Origin of the sequence: Luteimonas fraxinea (genome assembly GCF_021233355.1) — a bacterium.
Taxonomy (GTDB): domain Bacteria; phylum Pseudomonadota; class Gammaproteobacteria; order Xanthomonadales; family Xanthomonadaceae; genus Luteimonas; species Luteimonas fraxinea.
The window spans coordinates 2,724,050-2,743,867 of the sequence record NZ_CP089507.1 but is presented as its reverse complement, the minus strand read 5'-3'; the positions used below and the strand labels follow the sequence as shown (position 1 = coordinate 2,743,867).

The 19,818-nt window shown below is 67.7% G+C and carries 12 protein-coding genes and 1 pseudogene; 9 read left to right on the top strand and 4 right to left on the bottom strand.

What is annotated here, in order from left to right:
* Positions 1-59 precede the first annotated feature (59 nt).
* The 6 genes from LU699_RS12300 (at position 60) to LU699_RS12275 (ending at position 11,623) form a co-directional block, all read left to right on the top strand.
* Positions 60-1,061, top strand: a complete 1,002-nt coding sequence (locus tag LU699_RS12300; RefSeq protein ID WP_232138290.1) for an RDD family protein — start codon at positions 60-62, stop codon at positions 1,059-1,061.
* 46 nt (positions 1,062-1,107) lie between these two features.
* Positions 1,108-2,034, top strand: coding sequence for an RDD family protein (locus tag LU699_RS12295; RefSeq protein ID WP_232138291.1), 927 nt, complete (start codon positions 1,108-1,110; stop codon positions 2,032-2,034).
* Positions 2,035-2,178: 144 nt separating this feature from the next.
* Entirely contained in the window at positions 2,179-4,755 is a 2,577-nt protein-coding gene (locus LU699_RS12290) for a DNA topoisomerase I (protein ID WP_232138292.1), read from the top strand.
* Between the two features lie 10 nt (positions 4,756-4,765).
* Positions 4,766-5,332, top strand: a complete 567-nt coding sequence (tsaC, locus tag LU699_RS12285) for an L-threonylcarbamoyladenylate synthase type 1 TsaC (protein WP_232138293.1) — start codon at positions 4,766-4,768, stop codon at positions 5,330-5,332.
* Between the two features lie 192 nt (positions 5,333-5,524).
* On the top strand, positions 5,525-9,991 hold the full coding sequence (gene gltB / locus LU699_RS12280) for a glutamate synthase large subunit (RefSeq protein ID WP_232138295.1): 4,467 nt from the start codon (positions 5,525-5,527) through the stop codon (positions 9,989-9,991).
* Positions 9,992-10,138: 147 nt separating this feature from the next.
* Positions 10,139-11,623 carry an FAD-dependent oxidoreductase gene (locus LU699_RS12275; protein ID WP_232138297.1) on the top strand — a complete coding sequence of 495 codons (1,485 nt, stop codon included), beginning with the start codon at positions 10,139-10,141 and terminating at the stop codon, positions 11,621-11,623.
* 20 nt (positions 11,624-11,643) lie between these two features.
* Here LU699_RS12275 and LU699_RS12270 read toward each other — a convergent pair.
* Together LU699_RS12270 and LU699_RS12265 are read right to left on the bottom strand one after the other, a co-directional pair.
* Positions 11,644-13,158 (bottom strand): annotated as a pseudogene (locus LU699_RS12270) (tryptophan halogenase family protein).
* Positions 13,159-13,246: 88 nt separating this feature from the next.
* Positions 13,247-16,294 carry a TonB-dependent receptor gene (locus tag LU699_RS12265; protein WP_232138299.1) on the bottom strand — a complete coding sequence of 1,016 codons (3,048 nt, stop codon included), beginning with the start codon at positions 16,292-16,294 and terminating at the stop codon, positions 13,247-13,249.
* 624 nt (positions 16,295-16,918) lie between these two features.
* On the opposite strand from LU699_RS12265, the gene LU699_RS12260 reads away from it, so the two are divergent.
* Complete coding sequence (locus LU699_RS12260) at positions 16,919-17,611, top strand: DUF4124 domain-containing protein (protein WP_232138300.1); 693 nt, start codon at positions 16,919-16,921, stop codon at positions 17,609-17,611.
* Positions 17,608-18,276: a DUF4124 domain-containing protein gene (locus LU699_RS12255; protein WP_232148675.1), complete on the top strand. Its 669-nt coding sequence runs from the start codon at positions 17,608-17,610 to the stop codon at positions 18,274-18,276. The genes LU699_RS12260 and LU699_RS12255 overlap by 4 nt, the downstream gene beginning before the upstream one ends.
* Here LU699_RS12255 and LU699_RS12250 read toward each other — a convergent pair.
* Both LU699_RS12250 and LU699_RS12245 read right to left on the bottom strand, forming a co-directional pair.
* Complete coding sequence (locus LU699_RS12250; RefSeq protein WP_232138302.1) at positions 18,246-18,725, bottom strand: methyltransferase family protein; 480 nt, start codon at positions 18,723-18,725, stop codon at positions 18,246-18,248. The two genes, LU699_RS12255 and LU699_RS12250, sit on opposite strands and share 31 nt — an antisense overlap.
* Positions 18,715-19,491 (bottom strand): SDR family oxidoreductase, encoded by a 777-nt coding sequence (locus LU699_RS12245; protein ID WP_232138315.1) that lies wholly within the window; start codon positions 19,489-19,491, stop codon positions 18,715-18,717. Before LU699_RS12245 ends, LU699_RS12250 begins: the two co-directional genes overlap by 11 nt.
* Positions 19,492-19,553: 62 nt before the next feature.
* On the opposite strand from LU699_RS12245, the gene LU699_RS12240 reads away from it, so the two are divergent.
* The gene (locus LU699_RS12240; protein WP_232138303.1) at positions 19,554-19,811 is read left to right on the top strand and encodes a hypothetical protein; all 258 of its coding nucleotides are present in this window, start codon (positions 19,554-19,556) and stop codon (positions 19,809-19,811) included.
* Positions 19,812-19,818 lie beyond the last annotated feature (7 nt).

The window sequence follows — 19,818 nt, the reverse complement described above, 5'->3', positions numbered from 1 at the left end:
GAGTCCCGTCACCCACCGCCACACCGCCTGTACGCCCGAACAAGAAGGACGCCTGCCCGATGACCGAGTGGTACTACGCCGACACCACCAACACCCGTCAGGGCCCGATCACGACGCCGGCGCTGCTACAGCTGCGCCAGCAGGGCACGCTCGGTGACGGGACGCTGCTGTGGCGCGACGGGCTGGATGGCTGGACGCCGCTGCACGCGCTGGCGCACGAGCTGGGACTGGCGGATCCGTCAGCGTCGCCCGTCGCGGCCACGACGACGGCGGACGGCTGGGCATTGGAGCCGGTCGCGCCTGCAGCGACAGATGCCGGGATGCCGGCAGAATCCGTCGACGACGCCTGGCGCCCGGCCGGCGATGCCCGGGTTCCGCCGGCACAGCCAGCGACTGCGTCCGACGCTGCCTCGCCTTATTCGCCCCCGGTCGCGCCGGTGGTCCGCGCCGCGCAGGTCGTGCACGGCGGCGATGTCGTCGATGCGGGCTTCCTCAAGCGCGCGGCGGCGTTGTTCATCGATTCGCTGCTGGTCACCGCGGTCTACTACGCCATCGTCCTCGCGGCGATCGTGCTGTTCGGACTCGGCGGCACGCTCGGGCGGCTGGGATCCGGCACGCCCGATTTCGGCGTCGCGGGCATCTTCCTGATCGCGGTGATCTACCTCGCCTGGCCGCTGGTCAGCGGGCTCTACTACGTGCTGATGGAGTCGTCGGCGCGCCAGGCGACGCTGGGCAAGATGGCGGTCGGCATCAAGGTCACCGGGCTCGACGGCGGCCGCATCAGCCGCGGGCGCGCGTTCGCGCGCTGGGCGTCGCACCTGCTCGCCTACGTCACGCTGTGCATCGCGTACCTGGTCGCGCTGTTCACCGAGCGCAAGCAGGGCCTGCACGACATGGTCGCGAGCACCTACGTCGTGGACCAGTGGGCCTACACCGATCATCCCGAGCACCAGCAGCGCACGCTGGGCACGGTGGCCATCGTGATCCTCGTGCTGTGGGCCGGCCTGCTGCTGCTCGGTGTCGGCGCGGTGGTCCTGGCCGGTATCGCCGCCTCGCTCTGACCCCACACACCGCCGCGCTTCCATCACCCGACAAGGACGTCCACCGATGACCGACTGGTATTACGCCGACGGGCGCAACACGCGCCACGGCCCTGTGACCCAAGCCGCGCTGCTGCAGCTCCGCCAGGACGGCATCGTCGGCGACAGCACGCTGATCTGGCGCGATGGCCTGGCCGACTGGCAGCCCTTCCGCGAACTGGCAGCCGAACTCGGCGTCGCGCCTGCCGCCGGCATCGAAGCGTGGGCGCTGGAGCCGGTAGCACCGGTCGCGACAGCGGTCGCGAGCGACGAGGCGGAAGCGAGCTGGCGCCCGCTCACCGCCACCGGCGCAGGTGACCCGGGATACGCGGGCTCGCCCTACGCACCGCCGACCGCCAACGTCGCCCGTCCAGATGCCGTCACCCAGGGCGGCGACGTGGTGCTGGCCGGCTTCCTCAAGCGGGTCGCGGCGTACGCCATCGACGCCGTCATCGTCGGCATCGCCAGCGCGGTCGTCGGCGGGCTGATCTACGAACTGCTCGGCGTCGGCGGTTTCGGCCGCGGCTTCTGGCTGGAGCAGGCGGTCATCAACGCGGTCTCGCTGGTGCTCTCGGCGCTGTACTTCGCCTGGTTCCATGCCGCCTACGCGATGGCGACGCCCGGCAAGATGGCCGTCGGCATCAAGGTCGTGCGGCTGGACGGCGCGCGGATCTCGTTCCTGCGCGGCATCGGCCGCTACTTCGCGACCATCCTCAGCAGCCTGATCCTGATGATCGGCTTCCTGATGGCCGGCTTCACCCAGCGCAAGCAGGCCCTGCACGACATGGTCTGCGACACGCTGGTCGTGGACCGCTGGGCCTTCACCGACCGGCCGGAACTGCAGCGCCGCGAGCTGGGCACGGTGACCGTGGTGGTGCTGGTCCTGGTCGGCATCCTGATCGGCCTGGGCCTGCTGGGGCTGCTGGCGCTGGTCGGATTCGCGGCCTTTTCCTGACCGGCAGCCACGGCGGCGCTTGACACACCCCCCCGCGCGTGATTCCACTATAAAAGCAACCGACGCCCGGGGCCCGTCCCCGGGCGTCGTCATCTTCACCTTTTTTGTTGGGCCGCCCCCCGGCGTGCCCCGGATCCCGCCGCCATGGCCAAGCACCTTCTCATCGTCGAATCGCCCGCCAAGGCGAAGACGATCAACAAATATCTCGGCAAGGATTTCCACGTCCTCGCCTCCTATGGCCATGTGCGCGACCTGATTCCGAAAGAGGGCGCCGTGGACCCGTCGCAGAACTTCGCGATGCGCTACGACCTGATCGAGAAGAACGAGAAGCACGTCGAGGCGATCGCCAAGGCTGCCAAGGCCGCCGACGATATCTATCTGGCGACCGACCCGGACCGCGAGGGCGAGGCGATCAGCTGGCACATCGCGGAAATCCTGAAAGAGCGCGGCCTGCTGGAGAACAAGACCCTGCAGCGCGTGGTGTTCACCGAGATCACGCCCCGCGCGATCAAGGAAGCGATGCTCAAGCCGCGTGCGATCGCCGGCGATCTGGTCGATGCCCAGCAGGCGCGACGCGCGCTGGACTACCTCGTCGGCTTCAACCTGTCGCCGGTGCTGTGGCGCAAGGTGCAGCGCGGCTTGTCGGCCGGCCGCGTGCAGTCGCCGGCGCTGCGCATGATCGTCGAGCGCGAAGAAGAGATCGAAGCCTTCAACGCGCGCGAGTACTGGTCGATCGACGCCGCGTGCGCGCACCAGGTGCAGCCGTTCACCGCGCGCCTGACCAAGCTCGACGGACAGAAGTTCGAACAGTTCACCGTCACCGATGGCGACACCGCCGAGTCGGCGCGTGCGCGCATCCAGGCCGCGGCCCAGGGCGCACTGCACGTCACCGACGTCGGCGCGAAGGAGCGCAAGCGCCGTCCGGCCGCGCCCTTCACCACCTCGACGCTGCAGCAGGAAGGCGCGCGCAAGCTCGGCTTCACCACGCGCAAGACCATGCAGGTCGCGCAGAAGCTGTACGAAGGCGTGGCCCTCGGCGACGAAGGCACGGTCGGCCTGATCAGCTATATGCGTACCGACTCGGTCAGCCTGTCGCAGGACGCGCTGGGCGAGATCCGCGACGTCATCGCACGCGATTACGGCACCAGCTCGCTGCCCGACCAGCCCAACACCTACCAGACCAAGTCCAAGAACGCGCAGGAAGCGCATGAAGCCGTGCGCCCGACCTCCGCGCTGCGTACGCCGACCCAGGTCGCGCGTTTCCTCAGCGACGACGAGCGCCGCCTCTACGAGCTGATCTGGAAGCGCACCGTCGCCTCGCAGATGATCCCGGCCACGCTCAACACCGTGTCGGTCGATCTGGCCGCCGGTAGCGAGCACAGCTTCCGCGCCAGCGGCACCACCGTCGTCGTCGCCGGCTTCCTCGCCGTGTACGAGGAAGGCAAGGACACCAAGGGCAAGGAAGACGAGGACGAAGGTCGCAAGCTGCCGGCGATGAAGCCGGGCGACCGCGTGCCACTCGACCGAATCATCGCAGAACAGCACTTCACCCAGCCGCCGCCGCGCTTCACCGAAGCGGCGCTGGTCAAGGCGCTCGAGGAGTACGGCATCGGCCGTCCGTCGACGTACGCCTCGATCATCCAGACGCTGCAGTTCCGCAAGTACGTCGAGATGGAAGGCCGCAGCTTCCGTCCGAGCGACGTCGGCCGCGCGGTGTCGAAGTTCCTGTCCAGCCATTTCACCCAGTACGTGGACTATGACTTCACCGCCAAGCTCGAGGACGAACTCGATGCGGTCAGCCGCGGCGAGGAAGACTGGATCCCGCTGATGGAGAAGTTCTGGGGTCCGTTCAAGGAACTCGTCGACGACAAGTCGGAATCGGTCGATCGAAACGAAGCCACCGGCGCGCGCGAGCTCGGCACCGACCCCAAGACCGGCAAGCCGGTCAGCGTGCGTCTGGGCCGGTTCGGACCATATGCGGCGATCGGCAGCACTGCCGAGGACGCCGAAGACAAGCCCAAGTTCGCATCGCTGCGCCCGGGCCAGTCCATGCACACGATCTCCCTCGAGGACGCGCTGGAGCTGTTCCTGCTGCCGCGCATCCTCGGTGAGGACAAGGACGAACAGGTCAGCGTGGGCATCGGCCGATTCGGCGCGTTCGCCAAGCGCGGCAGCGTCTACGCATCGCTGACGAAGGAAGACGACCCGTACAAGGTCGACCTGGCACGCGCGGTGTTCCTGATCGAAGAGAAGGAAGAGATCGCGCGCAACCGGATCATCAAGGAGTTCCCGGACAGCGACATCCAGGTGCTCAACGGCCGCTTCGGCCCCTACATCAGCGACGGCAAGCTCAACGGCAAGATCCCCAAGGATCGCGAGCCGGCGTCGCTGACGTTCGACGAAGTGACCAAGCTGCTCGAAGAGACCGGCAAGCCGGTGCGCAAGGGCTTCGGCAAGAAGGCGCCGGCCAAGAAGGTCGCCGCGAAGAAAGTCGCAGCGAAGAAGGAACCGGCTGCGAAGAAGGCCGCGACCAAGAAGGCACCTGCGAAGAAGGCCGCCAAGAAGACCGCGAAGAAGGCGACGAAGAAGACCGCCAGGTCGATCGCGCCTGCGGTCGAACCGGCGAAGTCGCTGCTGACCGCGTCCAAGGTCGCGCCGGGCAAGAAGCGCGTGATCAAGGCCGGCAGCGACAAGCCGGTCACGGACGACGCGCCGTTCTGACACGCCGCGCATGACCGCGCCCGTGCTGGACATCCCCGCCGCCGCCGCGTTGATCGCGCGCGGCGGCGTGGTCGCCTACCCCACCGAAGGCGTGTGGGGCCTGGGCTGCGATCCCTTCGATCGTGATGCGGTGACGCGACTGCTCGACATCAAACAACGCCCGGTCGACAAGGGCGTGATCCTGATTGCCGGCGCACTTGCGCAGCTCGATGCGATCGTCGACTGGACGCGGCTGTCCGATGACGCGCGCACGCGTGTGACCGACAGCTGGCCCGGCCCGAACACCTGGGTGGTGCCCGCACGCGCCGACGTGCCGGCGTGGATCACCGGTGTGCATGCCAGCGTGGCCGTGCGCGTCAGCGCACATGCCGACGTCGTCGCGCTGTGCGCGGCGTTCGGTGGCGCACTGGTGTCGACAAGCGCGAATCTGACCGGCGAACCTGCCGTCGCGGATCGCGATGCGCTCGACGTGCGACTGCTCGCTCGCATCGACGGTATGCTGGACGGCCGGACCGGCGGACGTGAGGGCCCGTCGACGATCCGCGATGCACGGACCGGCAACGTGTTCCGCGCCTGAATCCGCGTCGCAGCGGCGCGTTGGTGAACGTTGCGCTGCGGTTGCATCCGCAACTGAAATCCCGCGGGAAATCAGGTTGCCGCACTGCACAAACTATGATCTAGTCGTGACCCGGTGTGGACGCGTTGTCGCGATGCAAGGACCTTGGCGCTCCGATCCCCGCGCCGGCCATGCACCTCTCCACGGACTGCGATGACGACGATGCGGGAACTCCCGGATCGGGGTCTTTACGACCCCGCTGACGAACGCGATGCCTGCGGTTTCGGCCTGATTTCGACGATCGGCGGCGACGCCTCGCGCGAGATCGTGGACGGTGCGCTGCAGGCACTTTCCCGCATGGCCCATCGCGGCGGCATCGCCGCCGACGGCCTCTCGGGCGACGGCTGCGGCGTGCTGCTGTATGCCGCCGATGCCTTCGTCGACACGCTGGCGGCCGAAGCCGGATTCGAATTCACCGGCGCGCGTCGCGCTGCCGGCATGGTGTTCCTGCCGCACGAGGCCGAGGCCGCCGCGCAGTGCCGCGAGACGCTCACGCAGCTGCTGGGCGATGTCGATGTGCGCGTCGCCGGCTGGCGCGAAGTGCCGCTCGACGATGCAGCGCTGGGGTCACTCGCCCGCAATTCGAAGCCGCGCATCGAACAGGTGTTCGTGACTGCCGACGGTGACGACGCGCAGGCCTTCGAACGCGTGCTGTATCTCGCCCGCCGCCGCGCCGAACAGGCATTGCGCGCGCATGAACATTTCTACGTCGTCGGCCTCACCCCCGGCCTGCTCGGCTACAAGGGCATGGTGCTGCCGAGCCATCTGACCCAGCTGTTCCCGGATCTCGCGCGCGAAGATCTCGCCGCCAAGACCGTCGTGTTCCATCAGCGCTTCTCGACCAACACGCTGCCGCGCTGGCCGCTGGCGCATCCGTTCCGCCGCCTGGCGCATAACGGCGAGATCAACAGCATCGAAGGCAACCGGCGCTGGGCGCAGGCGCGCCGTGGCGTGTGGGCGTCGCCGCAACTCGACATCGGCGAGTTCGAAGAAACCGTGACCATGCACGGCTCCGATTCGCAGACGCTCGACAACATGCTCGAGTGGATGCTGCTCGGCGGCATGGACCTGCTGCAGGCGATGCGCATCCTGATGCCGCCGGCCACGCAGTCGCTGGAATACAAGGACGCCGATCTCGCCGCGTTCTACGAGTACTACGCGATCAATTCCGAGCCGTGGGACGGCCCGGCGGGCGTGGTGATGTGCGACGGTCGCCATGCCGCGTGCACGCTGGACCGCAACGGCCTGCGCCCCGCGCGCTGGACGTTGTCGCAGGACGGCATCTTCGTCATCGCCTCCGAAGCCGGCGTCTGGGACGTCGCGCCGGAACGCGTCAAGGCCAAAGGCAAGCTCGGCCCGGGCGAGATGATCGCGATCGATCTGACCACCGGCACGCTGCTCGACAACGACGCGATCGACGAGGTCAACCGCGCACGCGCGCCGTACAAGCAGTGGCTCAAGCGCGGCATGAGCTATCTGCACACCGAACTGATCGATCCCGCGCTCGCCGCCGAACCGTTCGCGCCCGACACCCTGCTCGCGTTCCAGAAGCTGTTCCAGCTCACCCGCGAGGAACAGGAATCGGTGCTGCGGCCCCTGGCCGAGACCGAGCAGGAAGGCATCGGCTCGATGGGCGACGACGTGCCGATGGCGGCGATCAGCCAGCGCGTGCGCCCGCTCTACGACTGTTTCCGCCAAGCGTTCGCGCAGGTCACGAACCCGCCGATCGATCCGCTGCGCGAAGGCGCGGTCATGACGCTGTCCACGCAGATCGGCCGCGAGGGCAACATCTTCCTCGACCGCGCCGAGAACGTGCACCACGTGCTGCTGAACTCGCCGGTGCTGTCGCAGCGCAAGTTGCGCCAGCTGCTGGCGCTGCCGCGGTTCGCCGAATCGAACCTGCTGCTGGACCTGTACTTCGACGCCGACACCGAAACGCTCGAAGGCGCGCTGCATCGCCTGTGCGCCGAGGCCGAGGCCGCGACGCGCGCGGGCGTCGAGATCCTGCTGCTGAGCGACCGTTATCCCAAGCGCGGCACCGTGCCCGTGCACGCGCTGCTGGCGACCGGTGCGATCCATCTGCATCTGGTGCGCGCGGGGCTGCGCTGCGACGTCAATCTGGTCATCGAAACCGGCACCGCGCGTGACCCGCACCACTTCGCCTGCCTGATCGGCTTCGGCGCGACGGCGGTCTATCCGTATCTCGCGTTCCAGACCCTGCACGCGCTCGGCCGCCGCGGCGTGCTCGCGACCAAGGTCGGCAACGAACACCTGCAGCTCGGCCGCAGCTACCGCCGCGGCATCCGCAAGGGCCTGCTGAAGATCATGTCCAAGATGGGTATCGGCAGCATCGCCAGCTATCGCGGCGCGCAGCTGTTCGAGATCGTCGGCATTGCGCCGGAAGTCGTCGACCTCTGCTTCGAAGCGACTCCGTCGCGCATCGGCGGCGCCGGCTTCGCACGTCTGGAAGCCGACGCGCGCCATCTCGCCGAACAGGGCTGGGACGATGCCGCGCTGCCCGAGCCGGGCGGCCTGCTGCATTACGTCCACGGCGGCGAGTACCACCAGTTCAATCCGGACGTGGTGACCTCGCTGCAGCGCGCGGTGCTGACCGGCGATCGCGAAGACTGGAAGCGCTATTCGGATTTCGTCGACACGCGACCGCCTGCCGCGCTGCGCGATCTGCTGCGTCCGAAGGCCGCGACGCCGATCTCGATCGACGACGTGGAGCCGGTCGCGTCGATCGTGCGCCGTTTCGATTCGGCGGCGATGAGCCTCGGCGCGTTGTCGCCCGAGGCGCATGAAGCGCTGGCGATCGCGATGAACCGTCTGGGCGGTCGCAGCAATTCCGGCGAAGGTGGCGAGGATCCCGAGCGCTACGGCACCGATCGCCGCAGCAAGATCAAGCAGATCGCGTCGGGCCGGTTCGGCGTCACGCCGGAATACCTGATCAACGCCGAGGTGCTGCAGATCAAGGTCGCGCAGGGCGCCAAGCCCGGCGAAGGCGGCCAGCTGCCCGGCAGCAAGGTCAATCCGCTGATCGCGCGCCTGCGCTACGCCAAGCCGGGCATCGGCCTGATCTCGCCGCCGCCGCATCACGACATCTATTCGATCGAGGATCTCGCGCAGCTGATCTTCGACCTGCGCCAGGTCAATCCCGATGCGCTGATCTCGGTGAAGCTGGTCAGCCATGCGGGCGTCGGCACGATCGCCGCCGGCGTGGTGAAAGCCGGCGCGGATCTGATCACGATTTCCGGCCATGACGGCGGCACCGGTGCGAGTCCGCTCGGGTCGATCCGTTACGCCGGTGCACCGTGGGAACTCGGCCTTTCGGAAGCGCGCCAGGCGCTGCAGTTCAACGACATGCGCGGCCAGGTGCTGCTGCAGACCGACGGCGGCCTGAAGACCGGTCTCGACGTCATCAAGGCCGCGATGCTCGGCGCCGACACCTTCGGCTTCGGCACCGCGCCGATGATCGCGCTGGGCTGCAAGTACCTGCGCATCTGCCATCTCAACAACTGCGCGACCGGCGTGGCCACGCAGGACGAGCGTCTGCGCGCGAACCACTACAAGGGGCTGCCCGAGCGTGTGGAGACGTTCTTCCGCAACGTCGCCGAGGACGTGCGCGAACATCTGGCCGCGCTCGGTGTGCGCTCGCTCGACGAAATCGTCGGCCGCACCGATCTGCTGGAACAGCATCTGCGCCACACCCGCGACGCGGTCGACATCGACCTGTCGATGCTGCTGCGCCGCGATCCGGACAAGCCGCTGTCGTACTGCGGCACACCGGCGCTGCAGTCGCCGCCCGATGGTCTGGCCGCCGCGCTCGATGCGCGCGTGTCGAAGGCGATCGAACGCGGTGACGGCGGCGAGTTCGACTTCGAGATCCGCAACACCGACCGCAGCATCGGCACGCGCCTGTCGGGCCTGATCGCGCGTCATCACGGCAACACCGCCATGGGCGATCGCCCGGTCACGCTGCGCCTGCGCGGCACGGCCGGCCAGAGCCTCGGCGCGTTCAACGCCGGCGGCCTGCACATCGATCTGGAAGGCGAAGCGAACGACTACGTCGGCAAGGGCATGGCTGGCGGTCGCATCGTGCTGCGCCCGCCTGCGGGCAGCGTGTTCGAATCGCGCAATACGCCGATCCTCGGCAACACCTGCCTGTACGGCGCGACCGGCGGCGAAGTCTATGCCGCGGGTCGCGCGGGCGAACGCTTCGGCGTGCGCAACTCGGGCGCGGTCGCGGTCATCGAAGGCGCCGGCGATCACTGCTGCGAATACATGACCGGCGGCGCGGTTGCGGTGCTAGGCCGCATCGGCCTGAATTTCGGTGCGGGCTTCACCGGTGGCATCGCCTACGTGCTCGATCTCGATCGTGATTTCGTCGACCGCTACAACCACGAACTGATCGACATCCTGCGCGTCACGCCCGAGGCCTTCGACAACTACCGCTCGCACCTGCGCGATCTGATCGAGACCCACGCACGCCTGACCGGCAGCGCATGGAGCGGACGCATTCTCGACGAGTTCCGCGATTTCGTCGGCAAGTTCTGGCTGGTCAAACCGAAGGCCGCGAGTCTGGAAGCGCTCGCGGAAGATCTGAGGAGAGCTGCGTGATGTCTGTGCTGCGCACATCCATCCCCACGATCTGCTTCGCATATCGCGGGCCCCGCGCTTTGTGTCCGATCCCCGCCCCTTCGGGGCGCCCCCTTACCAAGGGGGCTCTACCTCGCTCGGCCCGCCGTGCACGAAGGAGTTCGCTTCATGACTAAGCGAGACGTGTTCCGGTTCCTCAACGAACCGCGCGAGATGCCCGACAAGGTGCCGCTCACGCTGCGCACCGATGGCGACTGGAACGAGCTCTACGGCAGCTTCGAAGATCGCGAGGCGGCCCATCAGGCCGACCGTTGCCTCGATTGCGGCAACCCGTATTGCGAATCCAAATGCCCGGTGCACAACTACATTCCGAACTGGCTGAAGCTGGTGCAGGAAGGCCGCGTGCTCGAAGCCGCGGCGCTGTGCCACGAGACCAATCCGCTGCCCGAGATGTGCGGCCGAGTGTGTCCGCAGGACCGTCTGTGCGAAGGCGCGTGCACGCTCGACGACGGCTTCGGGGCGGTGACCATCGGCGCGGTCGAGAAGTACATCGTCGATACCGCGTTCGCGCAGGGCTGGCGGCCGGATCTGTCGAAGGTCGTCGCGACCGGCCAGCGTGTGGCGGTGATCGGCGCCGGGCCTGCGGGCCTGTCGTGCGCGGACCGTCTCGCGCGTGCCGGCATCGCGGCGGTCGTCTATGACCGCTACGAGCAGATCGGCGGTCTGCTGCAGTTCGGCATCCCGAGTTTCAAGCTCGACAAGTCGGTGATCGCGACGCGCCGCACCGTGCTCGAAGGCATGGGCGTCGAGTTCCGGCTCGGCGTCGAGATCGGCAAGGACATCGCGATCGACACCCTGCTCGAAGAATTCGATGCGGTGTTCGTCGGCACCGGCGCCTACCGCTACACCGATGGTGGCCTGCCCGGCCAGGATCTGCCCAGCGTGCTCCCGGCCCTTCCGTTCCTCGTGCACAACGGCCGCATCGTCACCGGCGGCGACACCTGGGGCCGCCCGGTTGCGGGTTGGGAAACCTCGCTGACGTTGCCGAAGCTCGAAGGCAAGCGCGTCGTCGTGCTCGGCGGCGGCGACACCGGCATGGACTGCGTGCGGTCCGCGGTGCGCCTCGGCGCGGCCAGCGTGACCTGCGCCTATCGCCGCGACGAAGCCAACATGCCCGGCTCGGCGCGCGAAGTCGGCAACGCGCGCGAGGAAGGCGTGCGTTTCCTGTTCAACCGTCAGCCGCTGGGCGTCGACGCCAACGACGCCGGCGATGTCGCCGGCGTGCGCGTGGTCGAGACGAAGCTCGGCGAGCCGGATGCGAACGGCCGCCGCGCCGCGGTGCCGATCGACGGCACGGAATCGCTGCTCGACGCCGACGTCGTGATCATCGCGTTCGGCTTCTCGCCGGTGGTGCCCGAGTGGCTCACCACGCGTGGCGTCGAAGCCAAGGGCAACGGCCGCATCGGCGTGGGCGGCGAACGTCGCCTGCCGTACCAGACCGCGCACCCGAAACTGTTCGCCGGCGGCGATGCAGTGCGCGGCGCCGATCTCGTGGTCACCGCGGTGCAGGAAGGTCGTGATGCCGCGGCCAGCATCGCGCGCATGTTGCGCAAGGCCACGCGTCCAGCCAGCGCGGCGCTCGACGCCGCCTGACCAGAGCGCGTCGCCGGCCTTCAGGCCGGCGGCGTCGCCTTGCAGTGGCGATCAATGAACGCCTGGTGCGGCGGCATCGCATCCACGCAGGCCGTCAGCGTGCGGCCGATGCTGTCGATGAAGCGATGCACTTCTGCGTCCGGCACGTTGTCGACCAGCGGATGCCAGCGCTGCGGCACGATGCCCTGCCCGATCATCACCTGCACCCAGCTGATCTCGGCGAACATCTCGCTGGCGTTGCGGAAGAACCGGCCGCTGTCGCGGAACAGATCGATGACGCCCTGCAGTTCCGCAGGCACGTCCATCGTGCGGCACTGGCGCCAGAACGGCGTGTCGTCGCGACGCGTCGCCTTGTAGTGCAGCACGATGAAATCGCGAATGCGCTCGAACTCGAACGCCAGCTGCGCGTTGTAGCGCTCTGCCAGTACCGGATTGAAGCCGTCGCGCGGCAGTAGTTCGAGCAGCTTCGAGATGCCGGACTGGATCAGATGGATGCTGGTTGATTCCAGCGGCTCCAGGAATCCGCTCGACAGTCCGATCGCGACGACGTTGCGGTTCCAGCACTGCTTGCGGCGGCCGGTGACGAAACGCAGCGGGCGCGGATCGCCCAGCGCTTCGCCTTCCAGATTCGCCAGCAGCGTGGCCGCGGCCTCGTCGTCGCTGACGTGCGCGCTCGAATAGACGTAACCGTTGCCGGTGCGGTGTTGCAGCGGAATGCGCCACTGCCACCCGGCCGGGCGCGCGGTCGAACGCGTGAACGGTGCGGGCGGTCCCACGTTCGCGGTCGGCACGGCCAGCGCGCGATCGCAGGGCAGCCAGTGGGTGTAATCGTGGTAGCCGGTCTCGAGCGTCTGCTCGATCAGCAGGCCACGGAAACCGGAACAGTCGACGAACAGATCGCCGTCGAGCACGGTGCCGTCCTGCAGCCGCACCGACGTGACGAAGCCGCTTTCGGGATGCTGCGCTACGTGGTCGATCATGCCTTCGTGCCGGCGCACGCCGCGCTGCTCGGCATAGCCGCGTAGATACCGCGCATAAAGCCCGGCATCGAAGTGGTAGGCGTAGGCGATGTTGCCGAGCGGTGAACCCGCCGGCACGTCGGTTGCCGACACCATGAAGCGGCCGCGCTGCGCGGCCAGGGTGTTGAGCGTGTAATCGCCGAGCGGCCCCGCGCGTCCGGCATGCCGCGCTTTCAGCCAGTACTGGTGGAACGGCAACAGCCCGAGCGGATGCCCGATCTCGCTGCCGAAACCGTGGATTTAGCGTTCGCCGACATCGAGCCAGTCGACGAATTCGATGCCGAGCTTGAAGCTGCCCTGCGTGCTGCGCACGAAATCGGCCTCGTCGATGCGCAGCAACTGGTTGAACGCCTTGATGTGCGGCACGGTCGCTTCGCCGACGCCGACGGTGCCGATCTGTTCCGACTCGACCAGCGCGATGTCGTAACTGGGCCCGAGCACGCGCGCGAGCGCGGCTGCGGTCATCCAGCCCGCGGTCCCGCCGCCGACGATGACGATGCGTTGCAGACGTTCCATTCCGGTCTCCTGTTGCGATGGCGAAGACACACACAGCACGACGGGACCCGCAGGTCCCGTCGTGGTCACGCGGACGCGATGGACTGCGTCAGAACTTCAGGCCGACCTCGAAGGTCACCGTACGCGGCACGTACAGGATATCGCCCGACGTATTGATCGTCAGATCCGGATTGAAGCGGCCGTTGCTGCCGAAGCCGTTGTAGGCATACGACGAGTAGTTCTTGAAATCGAACGCGTTGAGCAGGTTCACGCGCGTCGACAGCTTGAAGTTGCCGGCCACGGTGAAGTCCTTGCTGGCCTGGAAGTCGACCGTGCGGTAGCCCCAGATGTCGCCGCCGAAGATGAACTTGCCCGCGCCCGGCGGCGTCGCCGCAACCTGCTGGCAGGTTGCGCCGTCCGGATCGGTGACACCGAAGCAGGCGATCGTGTTGATCGGCTCCGGTGTCGCCAGCACGATCTTCGCGCCGAAGGTGATGTCCCACGGGCCGTCGATCGAGCCGGACGCGACGAAACGATGCGCCGACGCCGCGTTCGACTTCACGAACGGGTAGTCGTGGATCGTCGCCTTGTCGAACGCGAACGCCTCGTCGATGTTGCGGTTCTGGCGTGCGCTGGTGTGCGTGTAGGCCAGGTTGAGGCCCCAACCCGATTCCTCGGTATACGGACGCTCGGCAGACAGCAGGATCTGGCTGCTGCGCTGCTCCAGACCGTTCGAACCGATGATCGTGTTCTGGTAGCCCGGCACCGGCTCGCCCCACGGCGCGCCGCCGTTCTGGAAGTAGGAACCATCCGGATAGCGGTTGATCAGCGACATCGCGAAGCCGTCGTAGCTCAGCACGCGCTGGAAGGTCACATCGGTCAGCCACTCGCCGACCTGGTTGCTGATGCCGATGCTGAACTGGTCGCTGTAGGGCGTCTTGATCTCGTTGTCGAACATGAAGAGTTCGGCGCTGCCGCTGACGCCCGGAATCGTGTTGAGCTGGTCGATGCCGCCCAGATAACGCTGGTCGAACGGCACGCAGACGCGGTCCGCGCGGTAGCACTGGCCGTTCGCCGGGTCCTGGAAGTACACGGCGACGGGCGACAGTGCGGCCTTGCTGGTTTCCAGCGCCAGCTGCTCGAACAGGTTGCGGTCGTACGAACGCGCAGCGCCGCCGTGCAGCACGGCCGTCTCGTCGCCCAGGAAGTCGTAGGAGAAGCCGAACCGCGGCGCCCACGCATCCTTGAAGTTGTCACGGTTGTTGCCGGTGCTGATGTAGTCCGCGATGTCGATGCCGCTCGGCAGCAGGCGGTTCGCCCACGGCTGCTGGCCCGGCAGGTCCGGATCGTCGCCGTAGAGCGCGTCGACGATGCCCTGCGAGGTCACGAAGTCGGTATAGGCCGGCGTGTCTTCATAGTCGTAACGGATGCCGAGGTTGATCAGCAGCTTGTCGGTCACCGCCCAGTCGTCCTGGATGAAGATGCCGTACTGCTTGGACGGCGACACTACGGTCGCCCGCTGGCCCGGTGTGTCATAGGGCGCGACGAAGTCGACGCGGTACGGCGTGGCCGCGACGCCGGCGGCGTTGACGGCGTACGAGAACTGCGGATTGACCGACGCCGCGTCCTGCGAGGTCAGTTCCACGTCCTTGTAGTTGAAGCCCATCTTGATGGTGTGGTCGCCGTGCCAGTCGAAGCTGGTGAAGGTCAGCGCGTTCTGCAGGAACCAGCCCTTCTGGCTCTTGTTCTGCACGCTCAGACCGCCGGCCGGACCGGTGGCGAGGAAGGCGTATTCGTCGACGTCGGTCGAATTGGCACGCGGCACGAGGACCTTGTAGAGGATGCCGTTGCCCAGGCTCGTGGCACTGGGATTGTTGGAGGAATCCTCGGTGCCGACGACCAGCTCGTTGATCCAGTTGTCGGAGTAATGCTGCCAGCGCAGGTTGGTGCGCTTGTCGGTGTTGAGCTTCTCGGTCGCCTGCTCGATGTTGTTGATGCCACCGACGTTCGCGGTCTGGGTTTCGTCGCGGTAGAGCGTGCTGAGTTCGATGCGGTCGTTCTCACCGGCCTCGAAGGTCAGCTTGCCGAAGACCAGATCCTGTTCGAACGGCATGTTGGCCGCGCCGTACTGGCTCGACAGATTGGCCGGCAGCAGCCCGACGTACGGCAGCGCGCTGGGATCCGCCTGCACGCTCTTGGGCACGATGTTCTCCTTGCCCTCATAGGCAACGAAGAAGTGCAGACGGTCCTGCAGGATCGGGCCGCCGAGGGCGAAGCCGTATTCCTTGGTCTGCGAATCGATCTTGCCGCTCGTCGCCTCGTCGGGACGTTCTTCGCGCAGGTCCTGATCGGTGAAGCGGTAGAAGACTTCGCCTTCGAACTCGTTGGTGCCCGACTTGGTCGCCGCGGTGATCGCCGCGCCGCTGATCTGGCCGTACTCGGCCTTGTAGTTCGAGGTGATGACCTTGTACTCGCCGACGGCGAGCTGCGGGAACGGGTTGCCCTGCGTGTCCGCCTGGCCGGCGATGCCGCCGCTGCGCACGTAGCTCTTCTGGCCCACGCCGTCGATGTACAGGTTGCCGGCGCTCGCGTTCGAGGCGCCGCCGCGCAGCTTGGTGTTTCCGTTGCCGTCGATCTCGAAGACCATGCCCGGCACGACGTCCGCGAACTCGAGGAAGTTGCGCGTGGCCTGCGGCAGCTGCTGGATCTGGCGCAGGGAAATGGTGTTGCCCACTTCCGAGGTCTTGACCTCGCGCAGCACCGGCGCGGTGACGTTCACGGTGCCGATGTCCGTCACGTCACCCTGGGTCGGTGTCTCGGTGGTGGTGCCCGAGAGGTTCAACGTCGAGGTGGAGGCGACCGTCAGCGTCACCGTCTGCGATGCACCGCCGGCTTCGACCCGGTACGTGCCCGGCGGCAGGCCACCCAGCGTGTAGCTGCCGTTGGCATTGGTCTGCACGCTGCGGGTCGCGCCGGTGGCGATATTGGTGGCGGACACCGTGGTCCCGGCTTCCGCACCCGCCTGGGAGGACACCTGGCCACGCAGCGTGGCGCTGCTGGACTGGGCGAGCACGGGCGTCGCGACGACGAGACAACCCAGCAGCGCGCACGCGAGCAGGCTGGGCTTGGGGGCACGCGAGGTGCGGTTGGCTTTCATGGCATCCCCTCCGAGGGATTTCCGTTACGTGATTCGAATTGTTCTTGTGGGGTCGGGACAACGGCACAGCGGCACAGCGTTTGCGGCACGCCCACGCGCGACCGCGCACCGGTCTTCGCCGGCGCTTCGGAAGCGGGATGGGCCTGTATGTCGACGGGACGGAGCGCGGATGCCGGGTTGCATCCACTTCCTGGCCGGATCGGCGTCCTACCGATCGCGCCGCGTCGCGGTCCGTGCTGGGGTACGTGGTCGCGGCGGGCGCCGGCGCCTGCGTCATCCGCGCGGCCTCGGGTCACGAGGGGGCGTGGTGGTGCGGGTCGGCGCGCATCGTAATCCCGCGCCGCGTCGCCGTCTACGAGGACGATCATCGGGGCCGAAAAGGCCGAAGCTGCCCGGCGGCCTGCTGCCGCATGGTCCCCGTATCCGACCGCCCCCGCGCTCATTCGAACGTCCGCCCTCGTCAGTGAGGCGGACGCTAACACCCATTGAAAGCGGTTACATCCCGCAATGCAGCAAGGACTAATCTGATGGCAATCACGCTTGGTTCGTGCATGGGCTGAATTGCAGGCCCCATTCAAGAAGATGCGGGTTTCCGCAGGGCTTTCCACGTCCCATGATGTGGACATGCGCCTACCACTCCGCTCCCGCACGTTCCTCGCGACGACGCTGCTGGCGACCCTTGCCTGCGCGTCGGCACTTCCGGTCATGGCGGACACGCCACCGCAGGTCACCGTCTACCGCTGCACGGATGCGAGCGGACGAGTGGCTCTGCGCGATTCGCCCTGCGCGGATGGGGCGACCCAGCAAGTGCGCAGCATGCTACGGCCTGTCGACGGCACGCCATTGCCGCCGCGCGCGAGCGAACCCACTGCAGGCGTCGTCGATCCGCCGGCGCCGCAGGTGATCGTGCTGCGCCCGCCGCAGCCGATGTACCGCTGCGTGCGCCCGGATGGCAGCGACTACACCAGCGATTCCTCGGAAGGTAATCCGCGCTGGGTTCCGCTGTGGACGCTCGGCTACGGGCCCACGCGACGCGGGCCATCGGCTCGTGTCGAGACCGGCGACGGACGCGGCAGCATCGGCGTGGATGCCGGCGTCGATACGCGACAGCGCGCGCGCGGCGGGTACTACGGCGCGGGCACGTGGATCCGCGACGAATGCCGGCAGATGCCGCAGGGCGAAGTCTGCAGCCTGCTGGGCAACCGCCGCGAAGAGATCCGCCGTCGCTTCTTCAACGCGCAGCCGACCGAACGCAGCCAGCTGACGAACGAAGAACAGACCATCAACACCCGCCTGTCGCAGGACTGCGACCGGTGACACGCAGTGCTGTGTGGTCGATTGCGCTCGCGTGCGCGCTGGCGAGTGGTGGCAGTCAGGCGGTGACCACGGTGATCTACCGCTGCACCGACGCCGCCGGCGCGGTGACGTTCCAGAACGGCAAGGCCTGCCCCGCCGGTCACACGCAGGAGCGTCGCGTCGTGGAGATGGCCACGCCGATGCCCGCCTTCGTGTCGCCGCCCGCAGCGCCGGTCGCTGCACCGCAGGTGCCGCTCATTTCGCGTCTGCCCGCCGCCGAACCGGTGACGGCGCGCAAGGACGACGATGCGCCCGATCCGCCGCCCGCGCTGTTCGCCTGTCGCGTGTTCGACAACAGCACCTACTGGCGCGAGGACGACACCCCGCCGCTGCGCTGCCGGCCGATGCAAACCGTCGGCATCGGCGGATTGCCCGGCATGGAAGCGGGCCAGGCCTGCGAGCAGGTCGCGGATGTCTGTGAGGCGGTGCCGGCCGACGCGCTGTGCAGCACCTGGGAAACCCGCGTGCGCGAAGCGGAGTTCCGCTGGCGCTATGCGCAGGGCCGCGCGCAGGATCCGCTGCGGCTGGAATACGAGCAGCTGTTCACGACGTGGCGCGACAGCAGTTGCGGACCCGCTGGCGACGCAGCGTCGGCTCAGAACCAGCGCGGCACCGACGCGCGATAGTCCGCGTAGTCGGCGCCGAAACGCGTCTCCAGACACGCTTCCTCGAACGGAATGATCGCCTTGCGCAGGATCGCGAGCGGGATCGGCATCAGTGCGAGCGCCCATGGCACATCCAGGATCGCGGCCAGTCCTGCGTAGCTCAGCAGCAGGCTCAGATAGAACGGATTGCGCGTCCAGCGATACGGGCCGCGTACGATCAGCCGCGCCGGCATGTGCGCCGGCATGATCGTCGTGCGGCGCAACGCGAACAGCGCGATGCACCACAGCGCCAGTGCGAGGCCGGTGTTCGCGAGCACGGTGCCGACGAGATGCACGGTGTCGAGCGCAAGGCCCGGAGGCGGCAGCGGCAGATCGAACACGTTCTGCAGCAGCGCGGCCACGGCGAAGGTCACGCAGAAATGCAGCGGTGACGTGGACCGCACCAGCCAGTGTGCGCGCTCAGAAACCATGGCGCAGAAAGCCGCCGTCGACCGCGATGCACTCGCCCGTGATGTAGGCCGATGCCGGCAGGCACAGAAACGCAACCGCTGCGGCGACTTCTTCCGGTTCGCCGATGCGGCCCATCGGCGTGCGCAGCAGCACGTCGTCGAGATAGTCGGGATCCGACAGCGGACCCGAGGTGCGCCGCGTGCGGATGTACCAGGGCGCGACCGCATTGACGCGGATACCGTCCTCGGCCCATTCGACCGCGAGGTTGCGGGTCATCTGGTGCAGCGCCGCCTTGCTCATGCCGTAGGGTGCGCCGCTGCGCACGTGGGTGATACCCGACACGCTGCCGACATTGACGATCGCCGAACTGCCGCGACTCGCGAGCAGCGGGTGCGCGTAGCGCGCAAGTTCGAATGCGCTGAAGACATTGACCTCGAAGATCTCGCGCCATTCGTCTTCGGCGTAGTCGTTCGCCGCGCGACTGAGATTGCCGCCGGCGTTGTTGACCAGAATGTCGAGGCCGTCGCCCTGGTCCTCGACCCAGTCGAGAATCTCGCGGCGCTGCTCTTCGTCGACGACGTCGGCGATCATCGCGCGCACGTCGGCCTGCGGAAATTCCTCGAGCAGTTCCTCGCGCGTCGACTCCAGTGCGTCGCCGTTGCGGCCGACGATCAGTACCGTCGCGCCGAAGCCGGTCAGTTCGCGTGCGATCGCGCGGCCGATGCCGGCACTGCCGCCGGTGACGAGGGCCAGTTGTCCATCCAGGCGCCAGCGGTGCGGATCCATCGACATTCCCCAATCTGCGTCGGCGTTAGGATAGCGCCGAGCCCGTCCGTCGGAGCGTAAGCATGTCCAGCCAACGCGTGTATCCGCATCTCGCCTTCGTCCATCGCCGCGCCCGAGTCGGCATCGGTGCGCTGCTGCTGCTCGTTTGCGCGGCCTGTACGCCGCCGCCCGACTCGCCGACCGAGAAACCCGCCGAGCCGCAGGCCACGCAACTGCGCGATGCAATGCAGAAGCCACTCGACAGCGCGCGCTCGACGCAGGCCACCGTCGACGCCGATGCGCAGCGTCAACGTCAGGCGATCGAAGACGCCGGCGGCTGAGCGGCCC